At 64.9% G+C, this 23,058-nt stretch carries 19 protein-coding genes; 7 read left to right on the top strand and 12 right to left on the bottom strand.

Features of this window, described 5'->3' with window-relative positions:
• Positions 1-79 precede the first annotated feature (79 nt).
• The 4 genes from ACKTSM_RS10140 to rlmN all read right to left on the bottom strand — a co-directional run bounded on the left by ACKTSM_RS10140 (position 80) and on the right by rlmN (position 3,734).
• Positions 80-607, bottom strand: a complete 528-nt coding sequence (locus ACKTSM_RS10140; RefSeq protein WP_407874534.1) for a glycine zipper 2TM domain-containing protein — start codon at positions 605-607, stop codon at positions 80-82.
• Positions 608-750: 143 nt separating this feature from the next.
• Entirely contained in the window at positions 751-1,404 is a 654-nt protein-coding gene (locus ACKTSM_RS10135; protein ID WP_407874533.1) for an MOSC domain-containing protein, read from the bottom strand.
• Between the two features lie 19 nt (positions 1,405-1,423).
• Positions 1,424-2,395, bottom strand: a complete 972-nt coding sequence (locus ACKTSM_RS10130) for an alpha/beta hydrolase family protein (protein ID WP_407874532.1) — start codon at positions 2,393-2,395, stop codon at positions 1,424-1,426.
• Positions 2,396-2,480: 85 nt separating this feature from the next.
• Positions 2,481-3,734, bottom strand: a complete 1,254-nt coding sequence (gene rlmN, locus ACKTSM_RS10125; RefSeq protein WP_407874531.1) for a 23S rRNA (adenine(2503)-C(2))-methyltransferase RlmN — start codon at positions 3,732-3,734, stop codon at positions 2,481-2,483.
• A 328-nt stretch (positions 3,735-4,062) separates the two neighbouring features.
• Here rlmN and ACKTSM_RS10120 point away from each other — a divergent pair, with 328 nt between their 5' ends.
• The gene (locus tag ACKTSM_RS10120; RefSeq protein WP_407874530.1) at positions 4,063-4,734 is read left to right on the top strand and encodes an outer membrane protein; all 672 of its coding nucleotides are present in this window, start codon (positions 4,063-4,065) and stop codon (positions 4,732-4,734) included.
• 83 nt (positions 4,735-4,817) lie between these two features.
• Here the strand turns inward: ACKTSM_RS10120 and ACKTSM_RS10115 are convergent, their stop codons facing one another.
• From ACKTSM_RS10115 to ACKTSM_RS10105, 3 genes are read right to left on the bottom strand one after another with little or no spacing between them, the layout of a single operon-like run.
• Complete coding sequence (locus ACKTSM_RS10115; protein ID WP_407874529.1) at positions 4,818-5,324, bottom strand: hypothetical protein; 507 nt, start codon at positions 5,322-5,324, stop codon at positions 4,818-4,820.
• On the bottom strand, positions 5,317-5,811 hold the full coding sequence (gene greB, locus ACKTSM_RS10110; RefSeq protein WP_407874528.1) for a transcription elongation factor GreB: 495 nt from the start codon (positions 5,809-5,811) through the stop codon (positions 5,317-5,319). Before greB ends, ACKTSM_RS10115 begins: the two co-directional genes overlap by 8 nt.
• Before the next feature lie 5 nt (positions 5,812-5,816).
• Positions 5,817-7,763, bottom strand: a complete 1,947-nt coding sequence (locus ACKTSM_RS10105) for a lytic transglycosylase domain-containing protein (RefSeq protein WP_407874527.1) — start codon at positions 7,761-7,763, stop codon at positions 5,817-5,819.
• A gap of 134 nt (positions 7,764-7,897) precedes the next feature.
• On the opposite strand from ACKTSM_RS10105, the gene dapA reads away from it, so the two are divergent.
• Positions 7,898-8,779 (top strand): 4-hydroxy-tetrahydrodipicolinate synthase, encoded by an 882-nt coding sequence (gene dapA, locus ACKTSM_RS10100; protein ID WP_407874526.1) that lies wholly within the window; start codon positions 7,898-7,900, stop codon positions 8,777-8,779.
• Between the two features lie 7 nt (positions 8,780-8,786).
• Here the strand turns inward: dapA and ACKTSM_RS10095 are convergent, their stop codons facing one another.
• A complete protein-coding gene (locus tag ACKTSM_RS10095; protein ID WP_407874525.1) occupies positions 8,787-9,845 on the bottom strand; it encodes a succinylglutamate desuccinylase/aspartoacylase family protein in 1,059 nt (352 codons plus the stop codon).
• Positions 9,846-9,967: 122 nt separating this feature from the next.
• Here ACKTSM_RS10095 and smpB point away from each other — a divergent pair, with 122 nt between their 5' ends.
• From smpB to alaS, 5 genes are all read left to right on the top strand, one after another.
• Positions 9,968-10,450: an SsrA-binding protein SmpB gene (gene smpB / locus ACKTSM_RS10090; RefSeq protein WP_407874524.1), complete on the top strand. Its 483-nt coding sequence runs from the start codon at positions 9,968-9,970 to the stop codon at positions 10,448-10,450.
• A 235-nt stretch (positions 10,451-10,685) separates the two neighbouring features.
• Entirely contained in the window at positions 10,686-11,219 is a 534-nt protein-coding gene (locus tag ACKTSM_RS10085; RefSeq protein ID WP_407876353.1) for a DUF2062 domain-containing protein, read from the top strand.
• Positions 11,220-11,315: 96 nt separating this feature from the next.
• The gene (locus ACKTSM_RS10080; protein WP_407876352.1) at positions 11,316-13,757 is read left to right on the top strand and encodes a response regulator; all 2,442 of its coding nucleotides are present in this window, start codon (positions 11,316-11,318) and stop codon (positions 13,755-13,757) included.
• A gap of 147 nt (positions 13,758-13,904) precedes the next feature.
• Complete coding sequence (recA, locus tag ACKTSM_RS10075; protein ID WP_407874523.1) at positions 13,905-14,969, top strand: recombinase RecA; 1,065 nt, start codon at positions 13,905-13,907, stop codon at positions 14,967-14,969.
• 277 nt (positions 14,970-15,246) lie between these two features.
• Positions 15,247-17,913: an alanine--tRNA ligase gene (alaS, locus tag ACKTSM_RS10070; RefSeq protein WP_407874522.1), complete on the top strand. Its 2,667-nt coding sequence runs from the start codon at positions 15,247-15,249 to the stop codon at positions 17,911-17,913.
• 26 nt (positions 17,914-17,939) lie between these two features.
• Here alaS and ACKTSM_RS10065 read toward each other — a convergent pair whose 3' ends face one another.
• The 4 genes from ACKTSM_RS10065 to ACKTSM_RS10050 all read right to left on the bottom strand — a co-directional run bounded on the left by ACKTSM_RS10065 (position 17,940) and on the right by ACKTSM_RS10050 (position 22,968).
• A complete protein-coding gene (locus ACKTSM_RS10065; RefSeq protein ID WP_407874521.1) occupies positions 17,940-18,125 on the bottom strand; it encodes a hypothetical protein in 186 nt (61 codons plus the stop codon).
• Between the two features lie 58 nt (positions 18,126-18,183).
• On the bottom strand, positions 18,184-19,935 hold the full coding sequence (locus ACKTSM_RS10060; protein ID WP_407874520.1) for a cation:proton antiporter: 1,752 nt from the start codon (positions 19,933-19,935) through the stop codon (positions 18,184-18,186).
• Between the two features lie 47 nt (positions 19,936-19,982).
• A complete protein-coding gene (locus ACKTSM_RS10055; protein WP_407874519.1) occupies positions 19,983-21,644 on the bottom strand; it encodes a GNAT family N-acetyltransferase in 1,662 nt (553 codons plus the stop codon).
• A gap of 103 nt (positions 21,645-21,747) precedes the next feature.
• Positions 21,748-22,968 carry an NADP-dependent isocitrate dehydrogenase gene (locus ACKTSM_RS10050; protein ID WP_407874518.1) on the bottom strand — a complete coding sequence of 407 codons (1,221 nt, stop codon included), beginning with the start codon at positions 22,966-22,968 and terminating at the stop codon, positions 21,748-21,750.
• Positions 22,969-23,058: the final 90 nt, after the last annotated feature.

Raw genomic sequence — 23,058 nt, 5'->3', positions numbered from 1 at the left:
GCACAAGCGGCGCAAAAACAAAAGCGCCGCCGATCGCGAGGGACCGGCGGCGCTGTCGAGCTTTGGAAGGGCGAGTGGGTTAGCGGCAGCGTGCGCCGCTGCGTTCGATCTCGCGGCCGAGGACTGCGCCGAGCGCGCCGCCCAGCAAGGTGCCGACCGTACGATCGCCTTCGCTGTCGATCACGCGGCCGAGCAGCGCGCCGACACCTGCGCCCACGACGAGACCGGTCGTGCCGTTCTCGCGCTTGCAGTAATACCGTCCGTCACGCCCGCGCCATACACGGTCGCCGCGGCGGATCTGGCGCGGCTGGTAATAGCGGCCGTTGCGATCGTAGGTGCGGTCATCGCGGTAACGGCGGTCGCGGCGATAACGGCGATCGTCGTCATCATCGTCGTAATCGTCGTCGTCATAGCGATAGCCGTAGCGGTCGCGGTCCCGGTAGCGATCACGGCTCCGCGCCCAGCGCGGCGGATCGGCATATTGCATGGTGTGGTCGTCAAAAACCTGTTCGGCCGCCACGGGAGCGACGGCGAATTCGGCGGCGGCGGCCGGGGTGCTCATCACTGCGAGCGACCCGGCGGCAGTCATGAGAGCGACGGTCTTCATCTGGCAATCCTTCTTGCGGCCCGGGGGTGGGCATGGCCGCCTTTTCGTTCAGTCAAAGACAACGCAAGATGAACGGATGAAGCAGGAAAGCGCGCGAGAGCACGAAGTGCGGCGGCTTTGCGACGAACCGTTGGCGCGCAGCGTCAGCCGGACAGTTTTTCACACGCGCGCTCGCGCAGCTTGGGGGCGAGCGCTGGCAGTTCGGCCAATGCTTCAAGCTCGTGGCGATTCGCGCGGCCAGCGACCAGGGCCTTGAAGACCCGGGCCACGCTCCAGTCGCAGGCACCGAGCCGCACGCGCTCGAGCCGGTCGCCCGCTTGCGCTTCGCCGGTCTCGATCACGCGAAAGTACCAGCCACAGCGACCCGTCTCGACGATCGCGGCAACCATGCCGCGCGAATTGCAGAAGGGGGCGAAGCGGTGCTCGATCTTCCAGCAGGGCTGGCGCGGCTGGCTGATCTCGACCACCGCGCTGCCGAGCCGGAAGCGGTCGCCGATATGGACGTCCGCTTCGGTGAGGCCGCGCAAGGCGAGGTTCGATCCGAATGCGCCCGGTTGGTCGAGCAGGTCGATAGCGCCGATCCGCTCGCGCCAGAAATCGTGGTGGTCGAGCGGGTAGCAGTGCACCGCCATTTCAGGGCCGCCATGGACGCGCCGGTCGGCCTGTTCGTCGGGTGCGAAACCGTCTTCGAGGATCTGCACCATGCCTTCACGCGGATATTTCGCGATCGCGCTGGTCTCCGCTCCGTTGAACGGGCGCGCAGTGCCGGTGCAGATCGCTTCGATCACGTGTGCCATGGAGCTCTGCTCTCGCCCTTCAGTCCTTCAGGTGCGCGGCGAGAAACTCGAGCGTGGCTGGCCAGATGATCTTCTGCGCTTCGACCTCGTCTTCGCTCGCCCAGTCGCTGGGAGCGCCAGTGCCCGACAGCGCGTGGCCGGCATCGGTGAAGATAAGGCTGACCGTGTCGAGCCCCGCCTCGGCGCGGCGTTCGGCGATGGCTTGCGCCATTTCTCCGGAATTCCAGACATTGTCCGCGTCACCTCCCGCCACGAGGACGGGTTCGTCGATCGCCTCGACCGCGATGCGCGCCGCGACCGCGCGCTCAGGAAAAGCGTGGCGACCGCGATCATGCGGGATGCGCAGCCGCGCGCGCGTTCCGCTGGCGCTGGCCTCGGCAAAGGCTTCCTGCATCCCGATATAGGGGACGAAGGGCAGCGGTTCGCCGTTCAGGCTGAACGAGCTGACGGCTCCGGGGCTCGTTCCCGGGCCCCATCCTTCCCAAACCACGTCGCTTGGCACGATCGCCGCGATCGCGGCAAACCCATCGAAATGCGCGCCCGCCAGCAGCGCAAATTCCGCGCCTTTGGAAGCGCCGTAAATGCCGATATCATCTCCGCGCACATCGGCGCGCGCGGCGAGCCATGCGCGCGCGATCTCGGCTTTTTCGACCGGGATGGCATCGAATGCCTGCGGCAGTTCGGGAAATTGCGCAGGGCGTCCCCATGCGGGCGAGTAATAGGGAAGGCCGAGCACCCCATAGCCGTGTTCAAGGAAGTGCGGGGCTTTTCTCCGCGCGCTGCTGTCACCGCCTTCGCTCCCGCCGAGCAGGATGAGCGCGGGGAAAGGCCCGTCGCCCTCGGGCTTCATGAAGAACGCACCGGGCAGCGCGTCGCCGACGAGCGTCTCGCTGACAGGGGCGCCATCGGCCCGGTCCTGCGCAGCGACCATCGCTTGAGGCAGCACCAGCAGGGCGGCGCCGAGCATGGCGAGTTTGGTGCGGCTAGTCATCCTCAGGGCTCCATCGCGGCAAATCGTGCATCAAGCCTTGATGGTGGCCGATCAGTGAGCGCGTGTCAGCCCCTTTGCGCGAAAACTATGCCTTCGCCTCGGCCTTGGCCTTGGCAGCGGCCGCCTCGCGGTCGCGCTGGGCGCGGCTCTTCTTTTCGGCTGCGGTTCTCAGCTGGCCGCAGGCGGCATCGATGTCGCGCCCGCGCGGCGTGCGCACCGGCGCGCTGATACCGCCTTCGAAAACGATATCGCTGAAGGCCCTTATGCGTTCGGGCGTCGAACATTCGTAATTCGCTCCCGGCCAGGGATTGAAGGGGATCAGGTTGACCTTGGCCGGCAAGTCGAATTGCTTGAGCAGGCGCACCAGTTCGCGCGCATCCTCGTCGCTGTCGTTCTTGTCCTTGAGCATCACATATTCAAAGGTGATGCGGCGCGCATTCGAGGCGCCGGGATAATCGGCACAGGCCTGGAGCAGTTCCTCGATCCCGTATTTGCGATTGAGAGGCACGATTTCGTCGCGCACCTCCTTGCGCACGGCATGGAGAGAGACCGCGAGATTGACACCGATCTCCTCGCCGCAGCGTTCCATCGCCGGGACGACGCCGCTGGTCGACAAGGTGATGCGCCGCTTGGACAGCGCCAGGCCATCGCCATCCATCACCAGGTTGAGCGCGTCGCGGACATGATCGAAATTGTAGAGCGGTTCGCCCATGCCCATCATCACGATATTGGTGAGCAGGCGCCCATCGGCAGTGTAGTGGCCGGCATCCTCGTCACCAAGACCGTCCATCCGGCCCTTGGGCCATTCGCCCAGCGCATCGCGCGCGAGCATGACCTGTCCGACGATCTCGCCCGGCGTGAGATTACGGACGAGCCGCATGGTGCCGGTGTGACAGAAGGTGCAGTTGAGCGTGCAGCCGACCTGGCTCGACACGCACAGCGTCCCGCGATCGGCATCGGGGATGAAGACCATTTCGAAATCATGGCCGTCATCGGTGCGCAGCAGCCATTTGCGGGTGCCGTCCGAGGAATGCTGCGCCTCGACCACGTTCGGGCGACCGATCACGAACCTTTCGGCAAGCCAGGGACGCATGGTCTTGGCGATATCGGTCATCTGCGCAAAATCGGTGGCGCCGCGGTGATAGAGCCAGTGGAACACCTGCTTGGCGCGCAGCTTGGCCTGGCGCGGGTCGAGCCCGGCCTCGGTGAAAAGCTCGCGGATGCGGTCGCGCGAAAGCCCGATCAGGTCGATGCGGCCATCGGCGCGCGGCGTGATGTCACGCGCGATCGGCACCGGGTCAACCTGCCCGGGAATGGTCATGAGGGTCGTATCTGTCATGGGCTTGCGCGGCGCATATAGTGTCGCTCGGCGCACAAAGCAAAGCCTGCCCGTGCCCGTGATCTCTCGCGCGAACCCGAGGGCGCGGCAAAATGCGCGAGGCCCGGCGCCGGTTCCCGCATTCCGGCGATCAGATCGCACGATCTGTCGATGCAAGTTTGCGCATTCGATCCAGCGTTCGCAGAGCACACTTCGTCGGCGTGATTGTTGCGCCATTACAACAGCTTCTTGTTGTGCCCTGTTCATGAAACAATCGCGGCTCGTGATCCGTTTTCAGGGTCGAGGCGGCGCCCCCTGGCCGCTCGAACGACAACGGAGTAAAATTGACATGAAAACGTTCACGACCCTTCTGGCCGCAGCTTCGGCTCTGGCTGTTACGACCCCCGCAATGGCGCAGAGCGCCGACGATCCGTTCAATGGCTTCCGTCTCGAAGCCCTGGGCGGCTATGACAGCTCGCGCGCCGGAAGCACCACCGATGATGACGGCAACCCCAACAATGACCAGTCGATCGACGGCGTCGTCTATGGCGCGCAGGCCGGTTACGACGTCAACACCGGCAACGGCGTCGTCTTCGGTGTCGAGACGGAACTGACCACCTCGACCGCCGATGCCGAGTTCGAGGATGGCGATTTCGAGAATATCGGCCTTGGCGACGTGTCGAGCGGCCGCGACATCTATCTCGGCGCGCGCGTCGGCGCGACGGTCGGCGAACGCACGCTGGCCTACGTGAAGGGCGGTTATACCAATGCCCGCTACAACCTCAATTCGACCTTTGACGGCGAAGACTTCCGTTCGTCGATCGACACCGATGGTTACCGGGTCGGCGCGGGTCTCGAGCATGCCTTTGGCGAAAACGCCTATGCCAAGCTCGAATACCGCTATTCGAATTATTCGGATGCCGAGATCGATTTCGAGGATGAATCCCGCCCCGATGAAGACCTGGGCGAGATCGATCTCGACCGTCACCAGGTCCTGGCAGGCGTCGGCTGGCGCTTCTGATCAGGCACTGATCCGACAGGAACCATTTCGGGGGCCGGGCGCATCGGGCGATGCGTCCGGCGCTCTTGGTTCCGGACCCGGGATTACCGGCGTGTGCGGGCCGCGCAGCCGACGACCGCGGCATCGATCGCGGTGGCTGCTCCTGTCAGGTCATATCGGTCAGTGAACCGCCGCCCGGCATTGTCGCGGCCGGTGACGCGCATCCGTGCTGCGGTCCGCATCTCGGCGACGATACGGGCATCCATCTGCGCATTCTGCGCCCAGGCATTGCGGCCATTGGCGGCAAGCGCGAAGGAGCGGTTGCCGACGACCAGGCGCACGTCGCCAGAGGCCGCCACCGCGCGCGAGAGGCGCAGATGCACCTGACCGCGCACCGATTGGCGCGGCCAGGTGCTAACGCTGGCAAACGGGCCGGTATCCGCGCCGCGCACCGGCTTGGCGATGGCATAGCAGCGCTGCGGGCTGGCATCGCGAAATGCGGCCCAGTTCGAAAACACGCCGAGGCTGTCGCGCGCGGCGAGCGGGCTGGTGGCCAGAACGCTGGCTGCCATGGCGAGCACGGACGAGAGCAGGATTGCAGGTCTATTCATAACGGATCGCCATGACTTCCCATTCCTTGACCCCATCTGGCAAGCGCACCGTGCGAACATCGCCCACACAAGCGCCGCGCAAGGCCCGCGCGATCGGAGAGGACCAACCGACCCGGCCCTTGCCCGCGTCCTGCTCATCGTCCCCCAGGATCGTGATCGTCCGGCGCGCATCGTCCTCGTCGGCAAGTTCGACCGTCGCTCCGAAAAAGACCCGGTCCTGGTCGCGCTGCTCGGCCGGATCGATCACCCGGCAGGCCTTCATCCTGCGCGCCAGATAACCCAGCTCTCGATCGATTTCGCGCATGCGCTTTCGGCCATAGATGTAATCGCCGTTTTCCGAGCGATCGCCATTGCCCGCCGCCCAGCTGACGATAGCGACGATCTCGGGCCGTTCGGTGCCGAGCAGGTGATCGTAGCGCGCCTTGAGCGCGGCCATGCCGGCAGGGGTGATCGGCGGCCCGCTATTCGGGCGGGCAGGGGCAGCCATGGGTCCTAGCGCAGGAAGCTGTCGATCGGGCGCGGCAGGCCGGCCTTTTCGGGATACATGTGCGAATAGCTTACCGCATTGCCGAGCACGCGCATGATGTAATAGCGGGTCTCGAAATTGGCGGGAATCTTCTCGATCCAGGTGACCCAGTCGATCTCGCCGGTGCGCGGATCGCCGTTGAGGCGCAGCCACTGGTTCACCCGGCCGGGCCCGGCATTGTAGGCTCCGATCGCGAGCGGGTAGGCACCGCCGTAATAATCCATCATCCGTGCGAAATAGGCATCGCCCAGGCGGATATTGTAATCGGTATCATCGAACAGGCTTGCCGACATGTAGCGCATGCCCAGCTTGCCTGCCTGTTCGCGCGCCGTGCCCGGCATCAGCTGCATGATCCCGCGCGCGCCGGCATGGCTCTGGCGGGTGCGGTCGAATTCGCTTTCCTGCCGGCTGATCGCGTGGACCATGGTCCAGTCATTGACCGCGCGCGGCGCGTCATAGGTCGGGAACCCGACCCGTTCGAAGCCCTTGATCCCGTTCGAACCGGCTTCCATGCCGACCACGACCGCCATTTCGGGCAGCCGCAGCTCTTCGGCGAGGTCGGCGACGAGGCTCAGCTTTTCGGGCGTGTCCGCCGCTTCGCCGATGGCCTGGAAAAAGCGCCGCTCGGTGCGCCAGTCGCGGCGATTGCGCGCCAGTTCGCGCAGCGCTTTGGTAAGCGGATCGGCTTCGAAGGCGGCGCGCGTGTCAGCGTCGACTTGCGGGCGGGGCAGGGGAGCGAAATCGGGCATCGGACGGCCCAATGCGCTGATCGATAGCTGCCCGTAATAATAGTGCGGATATTGCGCCGCCATCTCGAAATAGCGGGTCGCGTCCTCGGCCAGACCGGCCTGGCGCGCGGCGCGCCCGGCCCAGTAGAAACCCTTTGCGCGGGTCAGCGGGGTGCGCGCAGCCTCGCCATAGCGCAGGAACAGCGGCGCGGCGGTGGCACCGTCTCCGAGCCGCCACAAGGCGTTGGTGCCGCCCTTCCACATCAGGTCGGTATAGCGGTCGCGCAGGGTGAACGACCCGGCGCTGATATCGGTGCCGGGCTCGAACAGGTCATCGATCTTGCTGGCGATCAGGACCGTGCTTGCAGAACCTGCGGCCTCGGCGGTGGCGAGCATTTCGCCGACCAGGGCCGCGGGGTCGAAGGCAGGCGCAACGAAGGCGGGGCGATTGGCGAGCAGGTCGATCGCCGCCTCGGTCTGGCGGCGCGCGCGGTAATGTTTCACGAGATTGTAGACATAGCCTGCATGGCGCAGCGCATCGGCTGGCACCGCCACCCCCGCCTCGCCGGGTGTCGTTCCGCGCACGAGTGCGAGCCGGGCGATGGCAAGTTCGCGTTCGGCAGGGGCGAGATTGATCAGCTGGCGTTCGGCGGCTTGGGCATCACCCTGCCACAAAAGCGCGTCGATACGCGCGCTGTGATCGGCGGCGGTGAAGCGGTTGCCGTAAAGACCCAGCAGATACGCCTCGGCAGGCCCGCTCATGCTGCCGCCACGCCACGCTTCACGCGCGACATCGAAGGCTTCTGCGCGCTGCGCTCCTGCCAGCAACAGCGCATAGCGCGCGCGCCCGGAATTGGTGATCGGGGGGTGGCGGTCGAAGAAGGCGAGCACATCCTCGCTGGGCGGAGCCTCTTCATCGAGGCGGTTTTCGGCGCGGATGCGAAGAATCTCGGTGCGCGGGAAATCGGGATAAGCGAGCGCGAAGCCGGCGTAATCGGCGAACAGGTATTCGCCGCGGCCGTGCAATTGCTCCCAGCGCTGGATCGCGGCTCCGATCTGGCTCGGCTGGAAGGCGACCATGCTGCTCCGCGTGCCGTCGCCGGTCGCCTGAGCATTCGCGGGAACAGCGAACCCGCCGCCTGTCGCAAGGACGAGCGTGGCGATTGCAAGGGGGCGGGTCATCATTTTGCGGGTCATGCTGGACACAGTGCCGATCGGCTCCTTATCAGGCGCTTAACAGAAATGGCGGGCGCGGGGCCTTGTTCCCCCGCGCAGGTTTTACGCCATGCATCTATGTGATTGATACGGGATATTATTCAATGTTCAGCGGCTCCATTCCCGCTCTGGCGACTCCTTTTCGCGACGGAACGTTTGACGAGGCGGCTTTTCGCAAGCTGGTCGACTGGCAGATCGAGAACGGCAGTTCCGCGCTCGTGCCCTGCGGGACAACCGGCGAGGCATCGACCCTGTCGAATGCCGAACACCACCGGGTAATCGAGGTCTGCATCGAACAGGCCGCGGGCCGGGTGCCGGTGATCGCGGGCTGCGGTTCCAACGACACCCGTAACGCCGCGCTCCACATGAGCTTTGCCAAGAAGGCGGGCGCGGCAGCGGGGCTGTGCGTCGCGCCTTATTACAACCGCCCCAGCCAGGCCGGGCTGATCGCCCATTTCAGCCATCTTGCCGAGTGCTGCGACCTGCCGATCGTGCTCTACAACGTGCCGAGCCGCACCGTCACCGATATCGAGGACGAGACGGTGGTCGAACTGGTCCGCAAATATCCCGAGCGCATCGTCGCGATCAAGGATGCCAGCGGCGACCTGTCACGCGTTGCCGACCACCGGATGGGGATCGGTCACGATTTCTGCCAGTTGTCAGGCAATGACGAATTGTGGCTGCCGCACGCGGCGGCGGGGGGAAGGGGGGCGATCTCGGTCACCGCCAATGTCGCGCCGAGGCTGTGCGCCGACTTCCACGCCGCGATCGCCGCGAACGAGCTCGAAAAGGCGCGCGAGCTCAATGACCGGCTGTTCCCGCTGCATTATGCGATGTTCTCCGATGCCAGCCCCGCTCCGGTCAAATATGCGCTCAGCCGCGTGCACGACTGGTTTTCGCCCAGCGTGCGTCTGCCGATCGTCGAGGCGAGCGAAGCCTCGCGCAAAGCCGTGGACGAGGCGCTGGAGCATGCCGGGCTCGTCTGACGCGCGGCTAAAGCACCTCGTCCTCGTCGAGCAGCGCCTCGGCGAAGCCTTCCGGTTCGCTGGCATGGATCGCATCGGTCATGCTCTCGATCCGTGCGCCCACCGCCTCGGGGTGGTCGACGATGGCGATGTGAAACAACGCATCGCCCTGGTGGACCACCGGCAAGGTCGCATGGCCGATGATGAGACCGTCGATCGGGCTGGTGATCTCCTGCGGATCTTCGCCGAACAGGCCCGAGACGACGGCAAGCAGGTCACCCTTGCGCACCGCATCGCCCGATTTGCGCACGCGGTGCGTGACGCCGCCGCGCGCGGAACGGACCCAGCGCGACTTGTTCGCCCGGGCCGGGATATGAGGTTCGGGAATGGAAGGGTCCGGCGCGATCATGCCGAGATCGGCGAGCACGCGCAGAATGCCGGTCACCCCGCAATCGATCGAGAACCTGTCGAAGCGCAGCGCCTCTCCGGTTTCCATCAGGAGCATTTCCACGCCCTGTCCGTGCGCCAGCGCACGCAGCGAACCCGGGCGCAGGGGGCTTTCGATCACCACTGGCGGGGCGAATGTCATCGCCAGTTCCACGAGCCGCTTGTTGCCCGCAGCAATGCGGATCTGGGGCAGGTTGTAGCGGTGCACCGCGGCCGAATGGATATCGATCCCGAGCGTGGACCGGCTTACCACCTCGGTAAAGAACACGTGCGCGAATTGCCCCGCGAGCGAGCCATTGGCGCTGCCGGGAAAGCTGCGGTTGAGATCGCGCCTGTCGGGCAGGTAGCGGGTGCGATTCAGGAAACCGAAGATATTGGCAACCGGCACCAGCATCAGCGTGCCCGACAGCGCGCCGGGCGCAATCATGCTGGCGATCCGCTGGATGATCGCGGTGCCGATGATCTCGTCCCCGTGGATCGCGGCACTTATGAACACGACCGGCCCCTGGCTGGCGCCGTTGAGCACCCGCACCGCGAGCTGCGAATCGAGCCCGGTCGCCATGGTCGTGACCGGAAGCGCGACATCGGCCTGTACGCCTCGCCCGATGCGCTGTCCGCCGATTTCGAAGTGATCGTCCATTGTCTCTTTCCCCGCCTGCGTCACGGATTGACCTGCAAACAGAAGAATTGGCAAGCGGGTTTCGCGCCGCGCGCCGATCCCCCTTTTCCTTTGCCGCGCGCGCGCCTACATGCCTCCAGCCTATGGCCCGCCCCAAACCCGAAACCTTCGACAAGCACAAGACCGTCGCCGAGAACCGGCGCGCACGCTTCGACTATCAGATCGAGGAAAAGTTCGAAGCCGGGCTCGCGCTGCAGGGCACCGAAGTGAAGGCGCTGAGGGCAGGCGAGGCCTCGATCGCGGAAAGCTATGCCGAGGTCCGCGATGGCGAGGTCTGGCTGATCAATGCCAACATTCCCGAATACAGCCACGGGAACCGGCTCAATCACGAACCGCGCCGGCCGCGCAAGCTGCTTCTGCACGGGCGCGAAATCAACAAGCTGTTCGGAGCGGTCGAACGCAAGGGCATGACGCTGGTGCCGCTTTCGGTCTATTTCAACAAGACCGGCCGCGCCAAGGTCGAGCTCGCCCTGGCCAAGGGCAAGCAGGCGCACGACAAGCGCGCCAGCATCAAGGAGCGCGACTGGAAACGCGACAAGGCCCGGATCATGCGCGACCGGGCATGACCGGCATGCGCGCCGGGCTCGCCTCAACGCATTTTGCCTCAACTGCGCTGCCACCATCTGGTCACATGCGCGATGCTACCCATATGGGTGTCATGGCCAATCTTGCGATAACCCGACTGCTGCGCTTGTCTTCACCGCGCGCGCGGCGCATGGGCGGGGCCTGACCATGGCCGACAAGAAATCCTCGATCTCCTTCAAGAGCAAGACCTTGGCCGCGGACCTGATCCGCAAATACATGCCGAGCCGCAAGGAGATGGCGCAGAGCAAGTATCTCAAGCCGATCGCGCACCGTTTCCTGCTTCCCGAATTGTGGCGGTTCACCCGGCGCTCGGTTCCGCGCGGGGTGGCGCTGGGACTGTTCAGCGCCTTCATCATCCCGGTCGGACAGATATTCCTCGCAGCCTTCCTCGCTTTTCCGGCGCGCGCCAATGTCCCGCTCGCCGCGCTGGTGACCTTCGTCACGAACCCGTTCACCATCGCCTTCTGGGCAGTGGTGGCCAACCAGGTCGGGCGCTTCATCCTGCGGATCGATGCCGCGACATCCGGGGTCGCCAACGAGCAATTGCGATCGGGCACCTGGCAATGGGTGATCGATGCCTTCGAGGTGGCCGGAGTGACCGTGGTCGGCTTCTTCGTGCTCGCAGTGGTCTCCTCGGCGGTGGGCTATCTCCTCTCTAGCGCGGTCTGGCGCGTCCTGGTTGCACGCAAGCGGGCAAAACGGCTGAAACGGATGGAAGAGCGGCTCGACGAGCGCTTGAGCGCAAACTAGGCAAGTGCGATCGCGCGCGGTTCGTCGCGAGTTGCGCGGCAGGAGGACGAAGCGGTGCTTTTCACGGACAGCGACAGCGTGAACCAGGAGGCGCAGATGCCCGACAAGGCGGTGCTCGCCGCGGTCGGCGCTGCGCTGCTTGCAAGCGCGCTGCTCCTGCTCGTCGCCACCTCGGACTGGCTGCTCGCGCTCGCTTATGCCGCGGGGCTCGCGGTTCTCCTTGCAGGCGCAAACGCCTTTGCCCGCATGGCCCGCCCCGAAAGCGCGCGCGAACTGGCTGCGCCGGACTGGTCTGTCACCGTCGCGGCGATCGAACGCGCGGGCGAGGCGATCGCCATCACCGATCGCGCCAATCGCCTGGTCTGTGCCAACGAGGCCTTCGTCGAAAGCTTCGGCATCTCCAGCGCGCCGCCATCGCTACCCTTCGAACGCGCGGGCCTCGAGGTCGCCAGCCGTCTTGCGCGCGAAGCATGGCGCGACGGGGCGAGTTCGTGCGACAGCCTCGGCGACAAGGGCCGCGAATGGTCGATCACCGCGACCCGCGCGGGCCGCGGCGACGATCACCTGATCTGGTGCTTTTCTCCCAGGACTACCGAGGCGCGCGATCTTGCCGCTGAGCTCGACCTGTCGGGCGCATTGGGACGTATCTTGAGCCGGGCCGGGATCGAGGCGGCGATCACTTCGGGCGAAGGCGTGGTGCGCTCGGTCAGCCCCGGCTTTGCCGAGCGCGCGGCGGGCGACGAGAAGGCAACGCTGGTCGGGCAGGATTTCGTCTCCTTCCTGCGCGCCGATGACCGCGACCGCATCTTCTTCGCGCGCGAAGGCCGCGCCGGCACTCCGCAGACGCTGATCGACGTGCCGCTTTCGGAGCCTTCGGCCGCGGGAACGGTCCCGACCGCCGATGAAGGCGATTCGCTCATGCTGCTGATCGATAGCGGGGTGGGGATCGGCAGCCACTGGGATGGCAGCGCCCAGGCCGGCGTTGCGCAGCTCGAAGCGCTGCTTGCCCAGCTGCCCCTCGGCCTTGCCATGACCGATCGCGACGGACGGTTCCTGTTCGGCAACGATGCCTTCCTGCGCTCGGTCGGGCGCGAGGGGCGCGGGCTCCCGGCCTTTCCCACCGACCTCGTCACCCGCGAGGACAAGGCCGCCCTTTCCGACGCGGTCCGCCGCCACGGACGCGGACCCGCAATCAGCGGCGACATGGCGGTGCGGTTGGCCTCGCAGCCCGACGAGCCGGTCTCGATGGGTCTTGCCGGGGTTCGCGGGCTGGGCGAGGCGGCCGTGCTTTTGAGCCTTGCCGACAGTTCGGAAGAAAACCAGCTCAAGCGCCAGGTCGCTCAGGCCACCAAGATGCAGGCGGTAGGCCAGCTGGCAGGCGGCGTGGCGCACGATTTCAACAATGTCCTGACCGCGATCATCGGGACCTGCGATCTCATGCTCTTGCGCCACACGCCGGGCGACAGCGATTACGACGACATCCAGCAGATCCGCGCCAATTCCAACCGCGCCGCCTCGCTCACCCGGCAATTGCTCGCCTTTTCGCGCCAGCAGACGCTGCGGCCCGAGATTCTCCAACTGCCCGACGTGGTCAGCGAGGTCGGACCGCTGATCAAGCGGCTGCTCGGCGAGAAAATCGACTATTTCGTCCAGCACGATCGCAACCTGGGTGCGGTGCGCGCCGACCCGCAGCAGCTCGAACAGGTGATCATGAACCTCGCGGTCAATGCCCGCGACGCGATCCAGGCGGGCAAGCGCCCGGCGCGCCAGGGCAAGGCCGAAGGGCGGGTCTCGCTGATGACCCGCAGCATCAAGTCTGGCGAAGTGGTCAAGCTCGGCTCGGAAATCCTGCCGGCTGCCGACTATACCGTGCTGATCGTCCAGGACGATGGCGGAGGTATCCCGGCAGAGGTCCTCCCCAAGCTGTTCGAACCGTTCTTCACGACCAAGGAGCAGGGCAAGGGAACCGGGCTGGGCCTCTCGACCGTCTATGGCATCGTCAAGCAGTCGGGCGGCTTCATCTTTGCCGACAATGTCACCGATTCGGCGGGACGGGTCCAGGGAGCGCGCTTCACCATCTATTTCCCGGTCCATCACGGCGAAGCGCCGCGCCGCCGCGAGGAGACCGCTCCCGCGCCTTCTTCCGATTGGTCGGTCGGCGGCAAGGTCCTGCTGGTCGAGGACGAGGACATGGTCCGCGCGGTCGCAGAGCGTGCGCTGTCGCGCGCCGGATACGAGATCACCGCCTGCCCGGGCGGCGAGGAAGGGCTGGCGGCGATCGCGAGCGGGGCCGAGTTCGATCTCGTGGTGAGCGACGTCGTCATGCCGGGAATGGACGGCCCGGCCATGGTCCGCGCGATCCGCAAGCAGCGGCCCGAAATCCCGGTTTTGTTCATGTCGGGCTATGCCGAGGAGAACCTGCGCAGCGAAATCGACATCCCCAACATGCACTTCATCGCGAAGCCTTTCAGCGTTGCGGCGATCAGCGAGAAGGTGGGGGCGGTGATGCGCGAGGCAAAGGCCGCGCCAGGCGGCTGAAAGCACGGCCGAAAATAAATTTCGTTCCACTCTTGTTCTTTTGGAACAAAGCCGATACATCGTATCCAACACGGGGACGCATGGGGCATTCCCGACAGCCGGTTGAAACTCTTCAACCGGCCCTAGGCAAGCGAAGGAGTGCGTGCGATGGCTACCAATCTGAAGCTGGTAGAAAAGGAAAACGACGTGGACCGTCAAAAGGCGCTCGACGCCGCACTCGCACAGATCGACAGGGCATTCGGCAAGGGCTCGGCGATGAAGCTGGGCTCGAAAGAGGCGATGCAGGTGGAATCGATTTCCACCGGTTCGCTCGGTCTCGACATCGCCCTTGGCATTGGCGGCCTTCCCAAGGGTCGCGTGATCGAAGTGTATGGCCCCGAAAGCTCGGGCAAGACGACCCTCGCGCTGCATTGCATCGCCGAGGCGCAGAAGGCTGGCGGCACCGCGGCTTTCGTCGATGCCGAACACGCGCTCGACCCGGTCTATGCCCGCAAGCTGGGCGTGGACATCGACGAACTGATCGTCTCGCAGCCCGATACCGGCGAACAGGCGCTTGAAATCACTGACACGCTCGTGCGTTCGAACGCGATTGACGTGCTGGTGGTCGATTCGGTCGCCGCGCTCGTTCCCCGCGCCGAGATCGAGGGCGAGATGGGCGATTCGCATGTCGGCCTCCAGGCGCGGCTCATGTCCCAGTCGCTGCGCAAGCTGACCGGTTCGATTAACCGTTCGAAGTGCATGGTGATCTTCATCAACCAGCTGCGCATGAAAATCGGCGTGATGTACGGCAACCCCGAGACTACGACAGGCGGCAACGCGCTCAAGTTCTACGCTTCGGTCCGGCTCGACATCCGCCGCACCGGCCAGATCAAGGACCGCGACGAGGTGATCGGCAACTCGACCCGCGTCAAGGTCGTCAAGAACAAGGTCGCCCCGCCGTTCAAGCAGGTCGAGTTCGACATCATGTATGGCGAAGGCATATCCAAGATCGGCGAAATCCTCGATCTCGGAGTGAAGGCCGGCATCGTCGAGAAATCGGGCAGCTGGTATTCCTATGACAGCGTCCGGATCGGCCAGGGCCGTGAGAACGCCAAGACCTACCTGAAAGAGAACCCTGAAGTTTGCGACCGGTTGGAAGCCGCCATTCGCGGTAAAACCGACGAGGTCGCCGAGGAGATGATGACGGGACCGGACGCGTCGCCCGAAGGCTGATCCTCAAGCGGGCGCTCCTCTATTGAGGGAGCACTGGCGCGATCTGCCCGGATCGCGCGCCCGGACAACCGGAATACCGGCGCGAAGGCTCTCCTTGCCCAGGAGATGCATTTCGCGCCGGTTTTTCGTTGTTCGCCGAAGAGCCGCCGCTCGCCAAGTCCAAGCTGATCATTGGCACCATGCGTGACGTATCCCGTCCATTGCAGGCCACGAGCGCATTACCGGCTTGTCGCCGCCAAGCGCTTTGCCTAACTGCGCTGTCATGACATCCAGCGCCATGACTTCGACCAACGATATCCGCCGTTCCTTCCTCGAATTCTTCGAGGGGCGTGACCATGCCGCGGTGCCGAGTGCGCCGCTGGTGCCGCACAACGATCCCACGCTGATGTTCGTCAATGCGGGCATGGTGCCGTTCAAGAATGTCTTCACCGGCCTCGAGACCCCGCCGGCACCGCGCGCGACCTCCTCACAGAAATGCGTGCGCGCAGGGGGCAAGCACAATGATCTCGACAATGTCGGATACACCGCGCGCCACCACACCTTCTTCGAAATGCTCGGCAATTTCTCGTTCGGCGACTATTTCAAGGCGGAGGCAATCGAGAACGCCTGGACGCTGCTGACGCGCGAATGGGGCCTGCCCGCCGACAAGCTCACGGCAACCGTCTATCACACCGATGACGAGGCCTTCGATCTCTGGCGCAAGATTGCCGGCCTTCCCGAAGACCGCATCATCCGCATCGCCACGGCTGACAATTTCTGGTCGATGGGCGATACCGGCCCGTGCGGCCCGTGCTCGGAAATCTTCTACGATCACGGCGAACACATTCCCGGAGGCCCTCCCGGCAGCGCGGACGAGGACGGCGATCGTTTCATCGAGATCTGGAACCTCGTCTTCATGCAATACGAGCAGCAGGCCGATGGCACCCGCCGCGACCTGCCGAGCCCATCGATCGACACCGGCATGGGGCTCGAACGCATCGCCGCGGTCATGCAGGGCGTTCACGACAATTACGACACCGACACCTTCAAGGCGTTGATCGCCGCATCCGAAGGCATGACCGGCGTCGCGGCCGAGGGGGATGCGACCGCCTCGCACCGGGTCATCGCCGATCACCTGCGCTCGACCTCGTTCCTGATGGCCGATGGCGTCCTGCCCTCGAACGAGGGGCGCGGATACGTGCTGCGCCGGATCATGCGGCGCGCCATGCGCCATGCGCACCTGCTGGGAGCAAGCGAACCGCTGATGCATCGGCTCGTGCCAGCACTCGTCGCCGAAATGGGCCAGGCCTATCTCGAATTGCAACGCGGCCAGGCGCTGATCGAGGAAGTGCTCGAACGCGAGGAGACCCAGTTCCGCAAGACGCTCGACAAGGGTCTCAAGCTGCTCGACGAGGCGACCGGCGACATGGAGGCTGGCGCAAGTCTCGACGGCGAGACCGCCTTCCGGCTCTACGACACTTACGGCTTTCCCTACGACCTCACCGAAGACGCTCTGCGCGCGCGCGGGATCGGGGTTGACCGCGAAGGGTTCGATGCCGCGATGGAGCGCCAGAAAGAGGCCGCCCGCGCCGCGTGGAAGGGCTCGGGCGAAGCCGCATCGGGCGAGGTCTGGTTCGACATCGCGGAACGCGAAGGCGCGACCGAATTCACCGGATACACCGCGACAACCGGCGAGGGCACCGTGGTCGCAATCGTCAAGGACGGGGCCGAGATCGACAGCGCCGGCGCTGGCGATGAAGTGGTGATCCTTACCAACCAGACGCCTTTTTACGGCGAAAGCGGCGGCCAGACCGGCGATAGCGGCACGATCACCGATGGCGAGGGGCTGCGTGCCAAGGTCTCCGATACCGGGAAGCCGCTCGGCCGCCTCCACACCCACAAGGCGCAGATCGAGGCCGGAACGGTCGCTCGCGGTGACATCGTCCACCTCGAAGTCGACGCGACGCGCCGCGACCAGATCCGCGCCAATCACTCGGCCACACACCTCGTCCATGCCGCGCTTCGCAACCAGCTCGGCGGACACGTGACGCAGAAGGGGTCGCTGGTCGCTCAGGACCGCCTGCGATTCGACTTCTCGCATCCAAAGGCGTTGAGCGATGACGAAATCGCGGCGATCGAAGCCGAGGTGAACGCAGAAATTCTCGCCAACGAGCCGGTCGGCACACGGCTGATGAGCCCTGATGACGCTGTCGAGGCAGGGGCGCTCGCGCTGTTCGGCGAGAAATATGGCGACGAGGTGCGCGTGCTCTCGATGGGCCGCTCGACCGAGCAGGGTCGGCACTACTCGGTGGAGCTTTGCGGCGGCACTCACGTCAAGGCGACCGGCGATATCGGCATATTCCGGATTATCTCGGAAAGCGCGGTCTCGTCGGGCGTGCGCCGGATCGAGGCGCTGACCGGCGAGGCGGCGCGCCGCTGGCTGGTCGCGCGCGAAGACGCTCTGAAATCCGCCGCGAGCGCAATCCGCACGACGCCCGAGGACGTTCCACAGCGCATCACCGCTCTGCTCGATGAACGCAAGCGGCTCGAGAAGGAGCTGGCCGAGGCGAAGAAGGCGCTCGCGCTCGGCGGCGGTGCCAGCGCGGGCGGCGAAAGCGGACCGGGCGGGGGCGATGAAGAGATTGGAGGGGTGACCTTCAGCGGCCAGGTTCTCGAAGGGTTGAGCCCGAAGGAACTGCGACCGCTGCTCGACGAGACCAAGGCACGGCTCGGTTCGGGAGTGGCCGCGATTGTCGCGGTCAATGACGGCAAGGCGGCGATCGCGGCCGCGGTGACCGATGACCTGACCGGGAAATTCAGCGCGGTCGACCTTGTGCGTGCTGGCGTGGAAGTGCTGGGCGGCAAGGGCGGCGGCGGCCGTGCCGACATGGCGCAGGGCGGCGGGCCTGAAGGCGCCAAGGCCAGCGAGGCGATAGAGGCGGTCAAGCGCGCGCTCGCGGGGTAGGCGAGCGCGCGAAGAACAAGATCGGTTCAGGCGTCGGGCGTGGTCTTGGTCACGCCGTCGCTACCCTTGGACAGGTCATTGCCGCCGGTATCGCCCGGCTGTCCGCGGCCCTGGTCGGTGGGCGCCTGGTCCTTGAGCGGACCCTCGACATTCTGCGGCTTGAACTTCTCGCTGTTCGGGGTCGGCTTGGTGGGGTCGTCGTGATGGCTCATGCAAAATCTCCTTTGCCTGACCAACGCACGAGGCCGCCGGATTGTTTCGCCATTCGCCTCAACTGGTGCGCAATTTGGGCTTTTCCTTGAGGCCTCCATCGCGTTCGAGCCGTTCGCGATATTCATCGCGCTTTTCGTGGATCGAGGCGATCACCGGACCCATCGCCACCCCGATCTCGACCAGCACGGCCTCGGACAATTGCAGCGAGCTTTCGAGCGTTTCGGGCACGGCATGGCTCGCACCCGAACGGTAAAGCTGGGCTGCGTGGTCGGTATCGCGGGCGCGCACGACGATCTGGAGATCGGGATATTCGCCGCGTAGCTTGGCAACGAGGCGCTGGGCCAGGACCGGTTCGTCCATGGTCAGGACCACGGCGTGGGCGCGCTCTATTCCGAGCCGGTCGAGCGCGTCGCCGCGCGCGGCATCGCCGAAAGTGGCGCGGTAACCGTCGCGCTTGGCACTGTCGATTAGGTCCGGATTGGCATCGAGCATGACATAGGGCTGGTCGTGCCTGACCAGCATGTCTGCGACGAGCCGCCCGACGCGGCCGCCACCAATGATAATGGTGCGCGCCTCGTCATGGTCCTCCTCGGGCAGTTCGGGCACGGCTTCGACCCGGCGCGCGATCACCCGTCCGAGACGAGCCAGCAACGGGGTGACCGTAAGGCCGATCGCGGTGACCACCTGCCAGAATCGCGCGGTCTCGGTGTCGATCACCAATGCGCTGGTGGCAGCGGCGAGCACGATCAGTGTGGTCTCGCTCGGGCTGGCCATCAGGACGCCGGTTTCCGCTGCGGTGCTGCGGCGTGCGCCCATCATCCGCAGCAGGCTGCCGGTGATGATCGCCTTGAACACCAGCACGCCGACGACCGCGGCCATGATCGTCCCGAGATCCGCCCAGATCGCGGCGATATCGACGCTCATCCCGATGGTGATGAGGAAAATGCCGAGCGCGAGCCCCTTGAACGGCTCCATGATGCTCTCGACCTCGCCGTGATATTCGGTCTCGGCGATCAGCAGCCCGGCGATCAGTGCGCCCACGATCGGTGACAGGCCGGTCGCCGCGGTGGCGAGGCTCGATCCGATCACCACCAGGAGCGAGGCGGCGAGGAACAGCTCGGGGCTTTTCGTGCGGGCGGCCTGGCTGAACAGGCTGGGGAGCGCGAAGCGGCCAACGACGAGCAGGACTAGGATGACGAACCCGCCCTGGACGAGCGTGTTTGTGAGGTTCTCCACCCCGTCGGCCGAAGCGCTGGGTGCGAGCGCGCCGAGGATGAAGATGATCGGAACGATCATGATGTCCTCGAACAACAGCATCGAAAGCGCGGCGCGACCGACCGGCGATTTGGTCCCCGAAATAGGCAGCACGATCGCAGTCGATGAGAAGGCGAGCGCAAATCCCAGCGCAAGCGCAGCGGTGGTATCAAGCCCGCTGTAATAGGCGAAGAAAGTCGCCGATACGCTGCCGATGATCAGCAGTTCGAGACTGCCGAGCCCGAACACCAGCTTGCGCAATTGCCACAGGCGGTTGAACGACAGTTCGAGCCCGATTGCGAACAGCAGCAAGATGATCCCGAAATCGGCAAAGGGGGTCAATCGTTCGGGGTCGGATATGGTGACATAGGCAAGCTGGGGCACGGTATCGACCAGCGAGCCGAGCCCGAAGGGGCCGACGAGAATGCCGATCATGATGAAACCGATGATCGGCGTGATCCGGAACCGCGCGAAGACAGGAATGACGATGCCGGCTGATCCGAGGATCACCAGCGCATCCTGCATCACAGGGGACATGGTCAGTTCGCCAGCCATGACCCGGGGTTAGCCCCACCGCGGCGCGATGTCATCCGCCATGCAAGTCATCCGCCGCCATGCCCGCGCGCGCCTGACGTGCTGACAGGTCCGGTGTCGAGCTGTTCCCCGAGCGGGTCGGAAATATTGCCGACGCGCTTGTCCCATTCGATCCGGTAGAGGTCGAAACGGCGATCGGCCAGATTCTGCACCGTGCCTTCGGCGCGCGCCCATTGCAGGTCAGCCAGATTGACGTCGCTGATCGTCAGCGTCTCGACATTCTCCGAAGCCTCGGCGGCGATCCCGTCGCGCGCGAAGGGGAAATCGCAAGGGGTGAGAATGCAGCTCTGGGCATACTGGATGTCCATGTTCGCGACATTGGGCAGATTGCCGACATTGCCGCTCATCACGACATAACACTGGTTCTCGATCGCGCGCGCCGCAGCGCAATAGCGCACCCGCATATAGCCCTGGCGGCTGTCGGTGCAGAACGGCACGAAGATGATGCGCGCGCCTTCATCGACAAGGCGGCGGGCGAGTTCGGGGAATTCGCTGTCATAGCAGATCAGCACCCCTATCGGCCCGCAATCGGTCGGGATCGCATCGATGCTGTCGCCGCCCTTGATGTTCCACCAATAGGCCTCGTTGGGGGTGGGATGGATCTTTTCCTGAGCGTAGATCGACCCGTCGCGCAGGCACACATAGGCGACATTGTGGATGTCGCCGTCGGGCATGCGGGTGGGGTGCGACCCGCCGATGATGTTGATGTTGTAGGACAGCGCCATTTCCGACAATCGCTGGCGGATTTTCGGGGTGTATTGCGACAGCGCCTCGATCGCCTCGATCGGCGATAGCTCGTCCTCCTCGGCCGAAAGCAGCATCAGCGTGAAGAGCTCGGGAAAGACGATGAAGTCGCTCTCGTAATCCGAGGCGACGTCGATGAAATATTCGACCTGCCTCATGAATTCGTCAAAGCCCGAGACCGCGCGCGCCTGGAGCTGGCAGGTGGCGATGCGCACCCCTTCGACATCGCGCGGCAGGCGGTGCTTGGGCGGGGCGTCGGCATCGACATAGGGGTTGCGCCAGACCATCCGCACCGCATTGCCGCGGCTCGCCTTGTCCTCGGGCAGATAGCCGGGAAGAATGCCGGCCGGCTCAAACCCGTTGGCAAGCTGGAAGCGCAGGACGGGATCGTGGATTTTCCCGTCGAGCACGAGTTCCAGATATTCCTGCGGCGTCTCGGCCCGGTTGGTCTTCTTGCGGCGGGTGGCGCGAGCAAAGCCGGGCATCCGACCGCCAAAGACGATGCCGGTGAGATCGAGCCTTTCGGCAAGCGCACGGCGTTCCTCGTAGAGCCGCCGCCCGAGCCGGGTCCCGCGCACTTCGGGATCGATGCACAACTCGTATCCGTAGAGCCAGTCGCCGGTGGGGTCGTGGCGCGATCCGAACCCGTTGCCGGTCACCTCGTCCCAGGTGTGGTCCGACAATGCGACCTTTTCGTCGATCCGCATCGAGGCGCAATAGGCCACGATCCTGCCGTCGAGCACAGCGACGAAGCAGCCCTCGGGGTAATTGTTAATCTGCCCCCTGATCTCGCCCTGGGTATAGGCGGGCAGGTCGTCATAGGCGCGGCGCACGAGGTCGCCGATGGCGCGCACATCCCCGAGCTTGGCCTGGCGGATTTCCAGCCGGGCGCCGGGATTGCGGATCGAGCGGGGAGTCTTGGTCACGCGCGCTTCCTTGCAAGACGAAAGGGGCGGCCTGCTCGCGATCGAGAGGCCGCCCCGGCTTCACGCCGGTATCCGGCGCAATTCGGCAATTTTCACGGTCCGATCAAGACCAATTCTGCATTTCCTTTTCGAGGTTCTGCACGATCGCCTCGAAGAATTGCTCGGTGGTCAGCCAGTTCTGCGACGGGCCGATCAGCAGTGCGAGGTCCTTGGTCATCTGGCCGTTCTCGACCGTCTTGATGCAGACACGCTCGAGCGTCTCGGCGAAGCGGATCACGTCGGGGGTGTCGTCGAACTTGCCGCGATACATCAGGCCGCGGGTCCAGGCGAAGATCGAGGCGATCGGGTTGGTCGAGGTCGCCTTGCCTTCCTGGTGCTGGCGATAGTGGCGGGTGACGGTGCCGTGCGCGGCTTCGGCCTCGACAGTCTTGCCATCGGGCGTCATCAGCACGCTGGTCATCAGGCCGAGCGAGCCGAACCCTTGCGCGACGGTATCCGACTGGACGTCGCCGTCATAGTTCTTGCAGGCCCACACGAACTTGCCCGACCACTTGAGCGCGGCAGCGACCATGTCGTCGATCAGGCGGTGCTCGTAGGTGATGCCGGCAGCTTCGAACTTGTCCTTGAACTCGTTCTCGTAGACTTCCTCGAACAGGTCCTTGAAGCGGCCGTCATACTTCTTGAGGATGGTGTTCTTGGTCGAGAGATAGACCGGCCACTTGCGGTCGAGCCCGTAATTCATCGAGGCGCGCGCGAAGGCGCGGATCGAATCGTCGAGATTGTACATCGCCATCGCGATGCCCGAGCTTTCGAATTCGAACACGTCGAGATCGATGTTTTCGCCGTCTTCGCCTTCGAAGACGAGGCGCAGCTTGCCGGGACCCGGGATCAGCGTGTCCTTGGCGCGATACTGGTCGCCGAATGCGTGACGGCCGACCACGATCGGGTGAGTCCAGCCCGGCACCAGCCGTGGCACGTTGTCGATCACGATCGGTTCGCGGAAGACCACGCCGCCCAGGATGTTGCGGATCGTGCCATTGGGGCTGACCCACATCTTCTTGAGGTCGAATTCCTCGACGCGCGCTTCGTCGGGGGTGATGGTCGCGCATTTGACGCCGACACCGTGCTCCTTGATCGCGTTAGCGGCATCGATGGTGATCTGGTCGTCGGTCTCGTCACGCTTCTCGATCGAGAGGTCGTAATATTTCAGATCGATATCGAGATAGGGCAGGATCAGCCGTTCGCGGATCCACTGCCAGATGATTTTCGTCATCTCGTCGCCGTCGAGCTCGACGACCGGGTTCTTGACCTGAATTTTCTGCATGGCTGGCGCCTCGTACCTCTTTCGAATGTGTGAAACTGCATCGGACGGCGCTGCCATCCGTTGCAAGGCGCTCTAGCAGAGGTGAGGCGT

Source organism: Qipengyuania nanhaisediminis, assembly GCF_045862805.1.
Lineage (GTDB): Bacteria > Pseudomonadota > Alphaproteobacteria > Sphingomonadales > Sphingomonadaceae > Erythrobacter > Erythrobacter nanhaisediminis_A.
Note: the sequence above shows the minus strand (reverse complement) of the source record. Positions and strands in the feature narration are given on the sequence as shown.